The sequence below is a fragment of the Pararhizobium sp. P1_E7 genome (genome assembly GCF_056405855.1).
In genome coordinates this window covers 1-12217 of record NZ_JBFUBH010000077.1, presented here as the reverse complement: position 1 = coordinate 12217, position 12217 = coordinate 1, and the positions used below count along the sequence as shown (strand labels likewise).

At 58.1% G+C, this 12217-nt stretch carries 11 protein-coding genes and 3 pseudogenes; 11 read left to right on the top strand and 3 right to left on the bottom strand.

Going from position 1 to position 12217, the window contains the following annotated elements; translation table 11 throughout:
* From AC1D17_RS25520 to AC1D17_RS25490, 7 genes are all read left to right on the top strand, one after another.
* The coding region (locus tag AC1D17_RS25520) for a glycine betaine ABC transporter substrate-binding protein (RefSeq protein WP_477568080.1) at positions 1 to 391 on the top strand (391 nt) is incomplete at its 5' end.
* 92 nt (positions 392 to 483) lie between these two features.
* Complete coding sequence (locus AC1D17_RS25515) at positions 484 to 1371, top strand: ABC transporter permease (RefSeq protein WP_477568079.1); 888 nt, start codon at positions 484 to 486, stop codon at positions 1369 to 1371.
* The gene (locus tag AC1D17_RS25510; RefSeq protein ID WP_477568078.1) at positions 1364 to 2401 is read left to right on the top strand and encodes a quaternary amine ABC transporter ATP-binding protein; all 1038 of its coding nucleotides are present in this window, start codon (positions 1364 to 1366) and stop codon (positions 2399 to 2401) included. The genes AC1D17_RS25515 and AC1D17_RS25510 overlap by 8 nt, the downstream gene beginning before the upstream one ends.
* A 185-nt stretch (positions 2402 to 2586) precedes the next feature.
* The gene (locus AC1D17_RS25505; RefSeq protein WP_477568077.1) at positions 2587 to 4572 is read left to right on the top strand and encodes an oxidoreductase; all 1986 of its coding nucleotides are present in this window, start codon (positions 2587 to 2589) and stop codon (positions 4570 to 4572) included.
* Positions 4573 to 5577, top strand: coding sequence for an Ldh family oxidoreductase (locus tag AC1D17_RS25500; RefSeq protein WP_477568076.1), 1005 nt, complete (start codon positions 4573 to 4575; stop codon positions 5575 to 5577).
* 320 nt (positions 5578 to 5897) lie between these two features.
* Positions 5898 to 6143 carry an EamA family transporter gene (locus AC1D17_RS25495; RefSeq protein ID WP_477568075.1) on the top strand — a complete coding sequence of 82 codons (246 nt, stop codon included), beginning with the start codon at positions 5898 to 5900 and terminating at the stop codon, positions 6141 to 6143.
* 151 nt (positions 6144 to 6294) lie between these two features.
* Positions 6295 to 7176, top strand: coding sequence for a flavin reductase family protein (locus AC1D17_RS25490; protein WP_477568074.1), 882 nt, complete (start codon positions 6295 to 6297; stop codon positions 7174 to 7176).
* A gap of 52 nt (positions 7177 to 7228) precedes the next feature.
* On the opposite strand, the pseudogene AC1D17_RS25485 reads toward AC1D17_RS25490, so the two are convergent.
* A pseudogene (locus AC1D17_RS25485) lies at positions 7229 to 7306 on the bottom strand (hypothetical protein); the annotation flags it as partial.
* Positions 7307 to 7356: 50 nt separating this feature from the next.
* Here AC1D17_RS25485 and AC1D17_RS25480 point away from each other — a divergent pair.
* A pseudogene (locus AC1D17_RS25480) lies at positions 7357 to 8135 on the top strand (IS630 family transposase); the annotation flags it as partial.
* A gap of 89 nt (positions 8136 to 8224) precedes the next feature.
* On the opposite strand, the gene AC1D17_RS25475 reads toward AC1D17_RS25480, so the two are convergent.
* Positions 8225 to 8917, bottom strand: coding sequence for a GntR family transcriptional regulator (locus AC1D17_RS25475; RefSeq protein WP_477568073.1), 693 nt, complete (start codon positions 8915 to 8917; stop codon positions 8225 to 8227).
* Between the two features lie 154 nt (positions 8918 to 9071).
* Between AC1D17_RS25475 and AC1D17_RS25470 the strand changes: the two are divergent.
* A pseudogene (locus tag AC1D17_RS25470) lies at positions 9072 to 9455 on the top strand (oxidoreductase C-terminal domain-containing protein); the annotation flags it as partial.
* 222 nt (positions 9456 to 9677) lie between these two features.
* Here the strand turns inward: AC1D17_RS25470 and AC1D17_RS25465 are convergent.
* Positions 9678 to 10328: a GntR family transcriptional regulator gene (locus tag AC1D17_RS25465; RefSeq protein ID WP_477568072.1), complete on the bottom strand. Its 651-nt coding sequence runs from the start codon at positions 10326 to 10328 to the stop codon at positions 9678 to 9680.
* Between the two features lie 161 nt (positions 10329 to 10489).
* Here AC1D17_RS25465 and AC1D17_RS25460 point away from each other — a divergent pair, with 161 nt between their 5' ends.
* The gene (locus tag AC1D17_RS25460) at positions 10490 to 11914 is read left to right on the top strand and encodes a malonyl-CoA decarboxylase (protein ID WP_477568071.1); all 1425 of its coding nucleotides are present in this window, start codon (positions 10490 to 10492) and stop codon (positions 11912 to 11914) included.
* Positions 11911 to 12217 (top strand): AMP-binding protein (locus tag AC1D17_RS25455; RefSeq protein ID WP_477568070.1); only part of this gene is annotated, 307 nt, incomplete at its 3' end. The genes AC1D17_RS25460 and AC1D17_RS25455, both read left to right, overlap by 4 nt.

The following is a 12217-nucleotide window of genomic DNA, read 5'->3' as shown; positions in this document are numbered from 1 at the left end:
AGCATGGGCAGGTTACTACTGGGCACCCACCGCTTTGCTCGGCAAATACCCAATGGTGAAGCTGGAGGCCGGCGTTCCTGCAGACGCTGCGGAATGGAAACGCTGCAACACTGTGGCGGACTGCTCCGATCCCAAACCAAACGCGTGGCCCGTCGACACGATCGTTACTCTCGTTGCCAAGCCCTTTTCTGAAAAGGCCGGACCGGAGGTCATGGACTATCTTGCGAAGCGCTCGTGGAGCAATGAGACTGTCAACAAGCTGATGGCGTGGATGACGGACAATCAGGCGAGCGGCGAAGACGGTGCAAAGCACTTCCTGGAAGAAAACAAGGACATCTGGAGCAAATGGGTGTCTCCTGAAGCAGCCGAAAAGATTGCGGCTGCCCTGTGATCTGAACGCTTGGGCGGTGCGCATGCGCACCGCCTTCCGCCGCCAAAACAATAAAAGACCTGGTGCGGCCTCAAACAAAAAATGGGGAACAAATGGATTGGTTTTTTAACTTCCCGCATATGGACGACGACGCGCTTAGGAACCTGAAGAAGTTCATTGATGAGTCTTTTCGGGCATYCACGCGAACCTACGGTGATGCGATCGAGGGGTTCTTCTCCCCGTTGCAGACATTTCTCATCTACGCAGAGCGTTTCATGACGAAGACGCCTTGGCCGATAATCACGTTGATCGTCTTGGCCATCGCCTGGTTTGCAAGCCGAAACTTGAAAATCGTGGCAGGCAGTCTCTTCAGCCTTCTTGCCATCGGTTATTTCGACATGTGGGACGACACCATGCGGACGATCTCGATGATCTTCGTTTGCACGATCTTGTCGATCGCCATCGGCATCCCGGTCGGAATCATGATGTCCCGCTCAGATCGCTTGCAGCGCGTCGTCAATCCCGTACTGGACATTATGCAAACGATGCCGAGCTTCGTCTATCTCATCCCGGTCGTCATGCTTCTTGGCATCGGCAAAGTTCCAGGTCTCATCGCCGTCGTGATTTACGCCATCCCGCCGATGATCCGCCTCACAAATCTCGGGATCCGCCTGGTTGACAAGGACGTTTTGGAGGCCGCGGACGCGTTCGGGTCGTCGAGCTGGCAGAAGCTCGTCTGGGTGCAGTTGCCACTCGCGCTTCCTACGATCATGGCTGGAATAAACCAGTGCATCATGATGGCGCTGGCAATGGTGGTGATCGCATCGATGATCGGCGTCCAAGGACTCGGGCAGCCCGTTCTGAAGGCAATCGCCAACCAATACTTCACACTCGGTATTTTCAACGGTCTTGCGATCGTCGGCATCGCCATCATTTTCGACCGCGTCAGTCAGTCCTACGGACAGCGGCTGCAGAAGCACAGGGAGATCATCCATGGCTGATCAGCGCTTTGACGGGATCAAGATACGCAACCTCTACAAGATCTTCGGTCCCAATGCCGCGTTGCACGTTGAGGCGGTGCGCAACGGGCTTTCGAAAACGGAGCTCAATGAACGGTTCGGATTAGTCCTTGGCCTGAAAGACATCAACATCGAGATGCCGTCCGGGAGCATCCAGGTCATCATGGGCCTATCTGGATCAGGCAAGTCAACGCTGATCCGGCACATCAACAGGCTGATTGATCCCACATCAGGCGAGGTGCTCGTCAACGGCGTCGACGTCGTCAGGATGAACGAAACCGAACTCAGGGATTTCCGCCGCCATCAGACGGCCATGGTCTTCCAGAAGTTCGCGCTCCTGCCACACCGCAACGTTCTGGAAAACACCGTTTACGGCCTTGACGTCCAGAAGATCGATCGAGCGAAGAGCACCGAGATCGCGATGCAATGGCTCGAGCGGGTCGGGCTGAAAGGCTTCGAGAAGAAGTATCCCAACCAGTTGTCCGGCGGGATGCAGCAGCGCGTCGGTCTCGCTCGGGCGCTTGCAAACGATGCTCCGGTTCTTCTGATGGACGAAGCGTATTCGGCACTTGATCCTTTGATCAGAATGGACATGCAGAGCGTTCTCCTTGATCTTCAGAAGGAGATCAAGAAGACGATCGTGTTCATCACCCATGATCTCGACGAAGCACTTCGTCTTGGTGATAAGATCGCCATCCTTCGCGACGGCGAGGTCATCCAGCAAGGCACGAGCCAGGACATCGTCCTTCGGCCTGCGGACGAGTATATCGCCAACTTCGTCAAAGAAGTGAACCGCGGGCGGGTGATCCAAGTGGACGCGGTCATGACCCCTGTTGGGGCCAGCCACTCCGTCAACGGCGCAACCGTGTTATCGGGAAGCTCGATTGAAGACGCAATGAAGCTTCTCGCCCATGGAACCGCCAGCGACRTCGTCATCACCGATGAGGCAGGAAAAGCGGTTGGAACCGTGGACCTCAAGCGCCTAGCTGCTGCCGTCGTGTCGTCACACTAGCGGACTCGCCTGATAGAGAGGGCGGTGGAGGTTTTTTCACCGTCCTCATCAAGGACTTCAGATCGTGACATTCACGACGTGGTTTCTGGGCGCCGATTCCGCATTTGTCGTTTCAGCGTCTCCAGAAGAACCCGCCTCCGAAGAGAACGAAACAAATATTTTAGAACGACCGAAGGTTCGAGCGGATGTCAAAGAATTTTCCCCGTTTGTTTGCACCTCTCCAGATACGCTCGCGGACCCTAAGGAACCGCATAGTCTTCGGTGCCCATACTTCAAACATGGCTGTCGAGGGTCTGCCCACCGAGCGCCATATCGCCTACTACGCTGAGCGCGCACGCGGTGGTGCCGGGATGATTGTAATTGAGCCCATGCCAGTGCACGCGGCGGCCGTTCTCACCCGCGGCAACTTTCGCCACTCCGATGATTCAGTCGTTCCCCACTTCAAGAAAGTGGTCGAAGCCATCAAGGGCCATGGCGCCGTTGCCATTCAGCAGCTTTACCATATCGGAGCACATGGCGATTCCGACAATTCTTTTCATCCGCATTGGTCACCTTCCGGACTACCGAGCTATCACGATAGCGACGGTTCCCATCCCATGACGGAAGAGGAGATCTGGGAGACGATCGATGGCTTCGTCCAGGCGGCCAGACRTTGCAAAGAAGCTGGATTTGACGGCGTGGAAGTGTGGGCAGCCTACCTCGGCATGGTCGACCAGTTCTGGACGCCATGGAGCAACCGCCGCGAGGATCAATGGGGTGGATCACTTCAGAACCGCACCAGAATGTCGCGACAGATTCTTGCGCGCATACGCGAAGCCTGCGGCCCCGACTTCATCATCGGTCTAGCTGTGAGCGACGAACCGGATCACTCGGTTGCGCTGCAGCGGTCCGAACTGGCGGAGGTGATCAAGCTACATGACGATCTCGGTCTGATCGACTACGTCACCTGTGGCTCGGGCGGCTACCTCGACTTCTATAAGATCATGCCAACCTTTCTCTATCCGGAGAAGCTTGGAGCTGATCTTGCCTTGACCCTGAAAAAGGTCGTGAAAAACGCCGTCGTCATCGCTGAAAGCCATATCCGCACGCCGGAGAACGCCGAAACGGTGCTCGGGGAGGGGGCCGCCGATCTGGTCTCCATCGTCCGCGGTCAGATTGCTGACCCCCATCTTGCGCGAAAAGCAAGCGAGGATCGGGCTGAAGACATACGCGGGTGCATCTCCTGCAATCAGATGTGCTGGGGCAGACGCTCGCGCGACTACTGGATAAGCTGTCTTATCAACCCGTCAGTCGGACGCGAGTTCGAGTGGAACGGGGACAGGTTTGAGAAATCGGACAATCCAAAACGTGTACTCGTGATCGGTGGCGGTCCCGCCGGGCTGGAAGCGGCACGCGTCGCTGCGGAGAGGGGACATAGCGTGATCTTGGCGGAAGCTTCCAACCGTCTAGGCGGCAATTTTCTGCTGGCGGGGATGCAGCCACGCCGCGCGCAGATACTGGATCTTATCCAGTGGTACGAGCGGCAGCTGGATAGTCTTGGCGTCGAAGTCCGGCTCAAATCCTATATCGAGGCGGAGGAGATCGACAGGGCGAAGGTTGACGTGGTTGTCCTGGCGACGGGTTCCTATTCGCCGGAAACCGGATTTCAGAAAGCCCTTCCCGCACGCCACACCATGACAGGCATCGAAAAGGGTGGCGTCGTCACGATCGAGGCTGTGATGGCCAAGCAGGCAAGACCTGGCAACCGCGTTCTTCTTCTGGACGAGGGTGGGGGCTGGAGGGGTTGTGGCACCGCCTGGAAGTTGGCCGAAGACGGCCACCAGGTGACCATTCTAACTCCTGACGCTTTCGTGGGAAAAGAACTGACGCGAACCGCAGCCGATGGGCCTATTCGGCAGACGCTGCGGAAGCTGGGAGTGAACTGGATTACCGAATCCAGCGTGCTAGAATGGCATGGCGACGGCGCGACGCTTCTGGATCACAACACGGGCGAAAGCAGTTTCGTGGCGGCCGATACGCTTGTAACAGCCACAACCAATTCGCCAGCTGATTGGCTTATGCCAAGCCTTCGTGAATCGGGAATCACCACCTATCAGATAGGCGATTGCGCGGCTCCACGCCAAGCGCCTTACGCGTTCTACGAAGGTAGAAAAGCGGGTTTGGATATCTAAATGTCAGAGACCGTTTCGCTTAAACTGGCCGCGGCAGAAGAATTGGTTACGAGGGCATGCATGGCCTCCGGCGCTGACGAGCCTTCTACCCGCTCGCTCGTCAAGGCGACCATGTCGGCGGCAATATATGGCCCGCCGGCTTTGGGATTTCCGCATCTTGTGGACTATTTAAAAGGTTTCAAAGAAGGTCGGATCAATCGCAATCCAAAGCTCCGTCAGGAAAGACCGATGCCCGCGCATATCAGCGTCGATGCCGACGGTGGGATCGCACAGCTAGGATTCGATCTTGAGTTGGCCAATTTGGTCGAGACTGCCAAAACGATCGGAATGGGCATCTTCAGCCAGCGGAACAGTTACACGACTGGTGAGCTAGGCTACTATGTAAGGCAGCTGGCCGAGTATGGCGTGGTCTCAATAGCCGCCACGAACGCGCATGCGATGATGGCTCCGAGTCCGCACGGGCGGGCCGTCTACAGCACAAATCCTCTAGCGTTCGGTTTCCCCCTGGGACAGGGCATCCCGCCTCTGGTCATCGATCAGTCGTCCAGCGCCACCGCTTTTGTAAACGTCGCCGCAGCAGCGGCAGAGGGACGCCCGATACCGGAGGGCTGGGCGGTCGATGAGTCCGGCAATACGACCCAGGATGCCTCTGCGGCGCTGGCTGGCGCGTTGCTGCCCTTTGGTGGTCGCAAGGGAGCCAATCTGGCGCTCATGGTGGAGATGCTGTCAGCTGGGCTCTCGGGCGGCGCATGGTCGATGGATGCCTCCAGTTTTCAGTCGGGTAGCAGTTCTCCGGCGGTCGGGCTTACGGTGTTCGCCATCATCCCCGCAGGACTTGGCGACCGCCTGATCGGACGCGCGCACGCCCATGTGAAACGGTTGCAAGAACATGGGGTATATGTCCCGGGCGTTAGCAGCGATAGAGGTGGCAAGCCGCTGCCTGACGTCGTCGACGTGCCTTGCGATATCTACGACATCATCAAAGGCATCGTGGGTGAAGGCTGACGAAATCCCGTTCACACTGATCCATCGTCGACGTCAGGGATCGGCCGACGCCGCCTTCCCGATTTCCAAATAGGATCAGAAATTGACAACCTACCGTGCCTTGCCTTCCATCGCGATTTCGCCTGGGACCGCGGCCCGATCATGCTGACCGCAATGATGGTCTTCACCGCGAACGACACGGTGGGGAAATGGCTGACGTCGTCCTACTCGATCAGTGAGCTCGTGCTGTTTTGCGGCGTGGTCGCCTCTCTTACGCGGCATTGGCGTAAAGGCCCTTTCGATGTCGACCGGCCGTGGCTAGTTTTGCGGGCCGTTCTACGATGGTGGAAACTTTTGCCTTCTACTATGCGGCACCTTACCTTCCGCTTGCAGATGTAATGACCTACTTTCTTGCTGCTCCGATTTATGTGGCCGCATTCGCTCGTTTAGTTCTTCGAGAGCATGTCGGGTGGCGTCGATGGAGCGCAATCGCAATCGGATTCGCGGGCGTTCTCGTTGCTCTTGAACCCTCCGACGCGATGTTCACACTGCCCGCCTTGGCGCCGATCATCGGGAGCATGGCTTAGGGCTTCATGCTTCTTTCTGCCGGACACTCAAAAGCACGCCAGGCATTACGTTGATCTTCTGGCAGACTGCGGCATCGGCGGTAGTCGGCTTGTTTCTGGGACACCTCAGCTTGGGGATGTGCCCGCGCTGTGTACGCTTGGGGCCCTCGGAATGCTGGCGCACGTTTTGGTGAATTGGGCCTTCAAACTGGCCGATGCCAGCGTGGTTGCGCCACTGCAATATACTCAGTTGTGCATGACCGAAGCACGCATTATCCCCGCGGATGCGTACCTCCCGATCACGCCCGCTTTACAAAGGAATATCTGGAGGGGAGGGGCGGAGGCCCTCCGTGTGGTCAACATAATTGACGAAGCCCCGGACGTGAAGACATTCACGTTCCAGCCCGACACGCCAGCCCYGTTCAACTACAAGGCCGGTCAGTTCGTGACACTTGATCTTCCCGCTCCATCAGGGTCGCTTCTAAGGACATATACAATCTCCTCGGCACCTTCTCGGCCGATGACGATATCAGTCACGGTGAAAGCCCAGCCTGCCAGTGTCGGCACCCGCTGGATGTTCGAAAACTTGGTGCCAGGGAGCCTGTTGAACGTCCTTGGGCCTGCCGGGCATTTCACGCTCGAGCTTGCTAAGCGTAACTGGCTTCTTTTCATTTCAGCTGGATCCGGGATCACGCCGATGATGTCGATGCTAAGTTGGTTGGCTGATGTCGCTCCGGATACGGACGTTGCGTTTCTTCACTGCGCACGCAGCCCTGACGACATTATCTTCCGGGGTGAACTGAACGTTATTGCGCCGTCGATGAAGAATCTGAAGCTCGGTTTTATTGTCGAACAACGAGGTCACGCGAACACCTGCGAGATGGGACTCTGTGGAACCTGCAAGGTAATGAAACTGTCCCGGGATGTCGTGATGGAGCACAACGGCGGGATCACGGACGAGGAAATCGAGGAGGGTTACGTTTTGGCATGTTGTTCGGCCCACGTCACCGGCCGAGATCGAAGTTTGAAGCGCGCCGACTTTCAGCGCAGGTGAGAAAATCCATAGCGCTGACGCAGCTGGAAGGTGCTGCTTCAAAACTAGAGCTCTCGCTGAACTGCTTTTGCCACCGAACGGCGCTCGCGGCGCTCACCCCAAACCGCTCTGCCGCCTGCCGACGGGACATGCCCGCAGCGATTGCCGCCAACCGGCACCGTTCAATCCGACAAGCAAGGCGGCGATCGCCGTTCCAAGCGGATCGATGCCCACGCAACCACAATCCTCACACTCTACGAGGCGACACCCGACATCACGCTTGCTGAAATCAAGACCAGGTTGGCAGAAAGTGGTGTTCAGGCCGGGATTGGCACGCTTTGGCGGTTCTTCCACCGACACGGGATCACGCGTAAAAAAAGACGGCGCACGCCGCCGAGCAGGATCGCCCGGCCCTAATGAGCAGGCGCGAGGAATGGTTCGACAGCCAGCTCGACCTTGATCCGCAGCGCCTGGTGTTCATCGATGAGACCTCAGCCTCGACAAAAATGGCGCGTCTCTACGGTCGGGCACCGAAAGGCCAGCGTTGCCGGGCCTCCGTTCCGCACGGACATTGGAAGACCACCACCTTCACGGCGGGCTTGCGCATCAACGGTATGGCGGCACCTATGGTGCTGGACGGACCGATGAATGGTGATGCCTTCCTCGCATATGTGCGCCAGGTGCTCGTTCCCGAGCTGTGTCCCGGCGACGTCGTGATCATGGACAATCTGCCTGCTCACAAGGTCTCGGGCGTTCACGATGCAATCGAGGCTGCCGGAGCAAATCTCATTTACTTGCCGCCGTACTCTCCAGACTTCAATCCGATCGAAATGGCCTTCTCAAAACTCAAAGCACTATTGCGAGCCGCAGCAGCCAGGACCATTCCCGATCTGTGGCAAGCTATCGCGGACGCCATCAAGCAGTTCAAACCGGAGGAATGCCGAAATTACTTTCAAGCGGCGGGCTATGATGCATTCTGATGGGAAAATGCTCTAGCAACGAGAGAAATTACCTTCGTGTGATACGCTCCGCGCCAAGAATGCTAGTGAGGCGGCAACTTCGCCAATCATCAAACGATTGTCTGATCGACAAACGAGTCGGCCTTCAGTCCCTCCGGAACGATGAAAAGTTCAAGATTTTCTCGAGACAGTTCCCAGTGTTTGAAGACCAGATCAACCAAAGCGTCTTCATTACGTGCGTCAATTGCTTCAATGAAGCTGTCATGGTGTGCGACCGCCGTCTGGACACGGTTTCGCTGATCATCCGTACGCGGTCTGAAGAACGTGTGGCCAATGCGAGTATGATCGATCAGCAACCTCCCGAGACTTGGTTGAAGATAGGCATCGGCGGACATCTCGCCGATGATTTCGTGAAAGCGGTTGTTCGAGAGGACCATCGAGAGGGCGTCGCCCGCGAGGCTCGCATTTCGAAACCGGTCCTGCGCGTCTTTCAAATCCATCAGTTGGCGCGGTTTGACGTTCCTTACGGCAAGCCTGCCGACCGCTGCATAGATCATTGGCGCGACAAGAAAAAAATGTCTCAGCCTCGAATGGCCCATCGGTGTAACCCGCGCGCCCCTGTTTGCTCGGATGTCGACAAAACCTTCACCCTCCAGGCGACGAAGTATCTCTCTGACCGGGGTGCGGGACAGGCCGTATCTTTCGCTCAGGCTTGCTTCGTCCAGGTCCTCATCCGGATCCAGTTCCAATGTCAGGATCTGGCGTTTGAGGTCTTCATAAAGGCCATTCTTTCCGTTCGTCATGTGAGGCCGCGGATCTGGTCTAGAGGGAGACGCTGTGCACCGGCGGACAGTTACACGACAGAACAGTGCTGTCAATTCCGTTGTATTCTCTGGAGATACAAAGAATATACAGACCGAATACGATCATCGACGAGCGCCGCTGGGGGTGAGTCCCGATTGCTGTGCGGACAATCCACTCCAGATCCGTTCGCGGACCCTCAGGAACCGCATTAGGGGAAACCTCGCCGCTGCCAATCTCATGGGCGAAGGGGAGGCGATGTCGTCCGTACCGTGGTTCTGGTCCGATCAGTAGCTGCAGATTACCGGAATGGCCGATAGCGCGGCATTGACGGTGCGCCGGGAGGTCGCAGATGGCGCTTTCATACTCTTCCATCTCGATGAAACGGGCCGTTTGATCGCCGCCAACGGCATCGGCCCCGGCAATGCGATCGCGCGTGATATCCGCTTGGCTGAAATGATGATCGCCGTCGGCGTTCGTCCCAATCCGGAAGCGCTGGCAGCGCCGGCTCCAAAACTGAAAAGCCTGGTGGCCGCCTGACATGACCTGCTGACCAGTCTTCTTTCAGGACGCCACGACAGGCGCGGCGGCGTCCTGCCTCACTGCAACGACAATATCGTCCAAAGCGATGACTCGACGCCCGTCGATCGCGCTCCCGGGAGAGACACTGATGAGACACCGCCGCCCCCAGTGGCCGACCTTCTGTCGATGAAGGGCATCAGCCGAATCTCCATAAGCGACTGCTCATTGACCCAATATGCGTCATCTGGCCGCCATGCTTGCGACCAGATCGCTAAACCTCTCGCCCTGAATGCCGACATGCGCCCGCAGCAACCGGCGGGCTTCCTCTCCGTCTCCGTCAAAGATTGCCTCGACGATGCCGCAATGTTCCGAGAAGGACGTCGACAGGCGGTTGCGGACGCGCAGCTGCAGGCGGCGGTAGGGGCGCAGGCGCCGGTGCAGCTGCGCGCATTGCTCCTCGAGAAATTCGCTTCGGCTCGCGGCGTAGATCGCCTTATGGAATTCCTCGTTGTGGTAATAGTAGGCGTCGCTGTCGCCGGCGCCGGCCGATTGCTCGCAGCGGTTATGCGTGGCGGTGATCGCCTCGCGGGATGCCTTGTCCAGCCGGCGTGCGGCGAGCGATCCGGCAAGGCCCTCGAGTTCGGCCATCACCTCGAACATCTCATAGACCCGATGCGGTCCTGGATCGATGACCACGGCACCTCGGCGCGGCCGGATTTCGATGAGCCCGATTGCATTGAGCTGCATTAGGGCCTCGCGCACCGGCGTTCGGGAGACCCCGAAACGCGTTGCCAAAACCGTTTCATCGAGCCGTTCACCGGGGTGGAACTCGTTGGAAAGAATGGAATTTTCAATCTCGTCCCGGAGCCATCGGCCGACATTTTCGGACATTCGGTTCGCTTTCAAAATACACAAAGTTAATTCTTGTATACACGATAGTTGACCTCGTGTACGAAGCGTGACATTCTACATACTAGCGATGAAGCCCGCCGATGGGAAGCGGTGTAGTTCGGCCACGAAACCCGGTCGTCGTCAGAAGAGGGGAGAATAGTATGTCCGAGGCTTCTTTCTTCACCGATATGCTGCAGAGCATCACGGATCGCGGGCGACAGCTTCTGTTTTCCGGCTCGCGCGCCCCGCAGGTAGTGGCCGAGGTGGACTTGCAGGAGCTTTGCGAAATGCTCCTCTCAAGTCGCGGCGAAGCCTCGGGCATGGCCCTTGCGGCAGAGATACTGGATCGCTGGGGCGCGCTCGAAAGCGTGGGCGCGCAGGCCTTCCTCAGCATGCTCCATAAAAAATTCGGACCCGATACGGCCAGGCTCGAACAGACCATCGAACACTATCGCACCGACAAGAGCTCCGCCGCGGTCATTGCGCTGCATCAGGCCGCGGAGCCGCGCCGACAGGAGCTCCTGCGCCGTTTGAATCACGCGCCGAACGGCACCGCCAAGCTTGTCCGGATGCGTGAGCAGCTTCTTGCTTCCAAGGACCAATCCACAGAATATCACGCGCTTGACGCCGACTTCACGCATCTGTTCGGCTCCTGGTTCAATCGTGGCTTCCTAACGCTGCGCCCCATCGACTGGTCGACGCCAGCTTACATTCTTGAAAAGATCATCAAATACGAGGCCGTGCACGAGATCGCCGGCTGGGAAGAATTGCGCCTTCGCCTAGCCCCGGCCGACCGTCGATGCTTTGCATTCTTCCACCCGCGCTTGGCCGACGAGCCGCTTGTGTTCGTCGAGGTGGCGCTGACACGATCTGTGCCGAGCGCGATCGCCGATGTCCTTGACGAGGGCAGGGAGCAGATCAGTCCCGACGAGGCGACCACGGCCGTCTTCTACTCGATTTCCAACTGCCAGGACGGCCTGCGGGGCATCTCGTTCGGCAATTTCCTGATTAAGCAGGTCGTGGATGACCTGCGCAGGGATTTGCCCGGCCTGAGGAATTTCGTCACGCTTTCGCCCGTTCCGGGCTTTGCCCGCTGGCTGGCCAAGGCTCGGTCTTCCGCCCCCGACAGCCTGCTGTCTGAAGCGGCCCGCGAAACGCTGATGCGGCTGGACGATCCGAACTGGGCTGACAACGTTGGCACGGCAACTGAAGTGGAGCGTGCGTTGCTGCCTCTTGCAGCGCGCTATTTCCTCATTGAACGGACCCCGGAGGGTCGCCCGGTCGATCCGGTCGCCCGCTTCCATCTCGGCAACGGCGCTCGGCTTGAAAGACTGAATTTTCTCGGCGACCGCTCGGCCAAGGCGATGCAGCAAGCGCATGGCCTGATGGTCAACTATCTCTACAAGCTTGACGACATCATCGCCAATCACGAGGCCCTGGCACAACGCGGCGAAGTGATCGCCTCGACGGAGGTCAGGAGCTTTCTCAACCAGAACGATGAAGGCCGCCACCGCGGCAATGGCCAACAAGGGTCCCGGCCATTCATACAAATAATGAACTCAACGCTTGGAGGAGGGCGAAAGTGAGCAACCATCTTTTCGACGCCATGCGGGCCGCCGCGCCCGGTGACGCACCGTTCATCCGGAACGATAGCACCCGCACATGGACATACAATGACGCGCTCGCACTTTCCGGCCGCATTGCCAGCGCGATGGACACGCTCGGCGTTCGCCCCGGTGACCGGGTTGCGGTGCAAGTCGAGAAAAGTGCCGAGGCATTGATCCTCTATCTCGCCTGCCTTCGAAGCGGCGCGGTCTACCTGCCGCTCAACACCGCCTATACGCTGGCAGAGCTGGATTATTTCATCGGCGACGCGGAGCCGCGTCTGG

What these genes read in the sequence shown, in the direction of transcription:
- AC1D17_RS25500 (WP_477568076.1), top strand. Translation starts at nt 4,573, where the DNA reads ATGTCAGAGACCGTTTCGCTTAAACTGGCCGCGGCAGAAGAATTGGTT.
- AC1D17_RS25495 (WP_477568075.1), top strand. Translation starts at nt 5,898, where the DNA reads ATGGTGGAAACTTTTGCCTTCTACTATGCGGCACCTTACCTTCCGCTT.
- AC1D17_RS25475 (WP_477568073.1), bottom strand. Translation starts at nt 8,917, where the DNA reads ATGACGAACGGAAAGAATGGCCTTTATGAAGACCTCAAACGCCAGATC.
- AC1D17_RS25465 (WP_477568072.1), bottom strand. Translation starts at nt 10,328, where the DNA reads ATGTCCGAAAATGTCGGCCGATGGCTCCGGGACGAGATTGAAAATTCC.
- AC1D17_RS25460 (WP_477568071.1), top strand. Translation starts at nt 10,490, where the DNA reads ATGTCCGAGGCTTCTTTCTTCACCGATATGCTGCAGAGCATCACGGAT.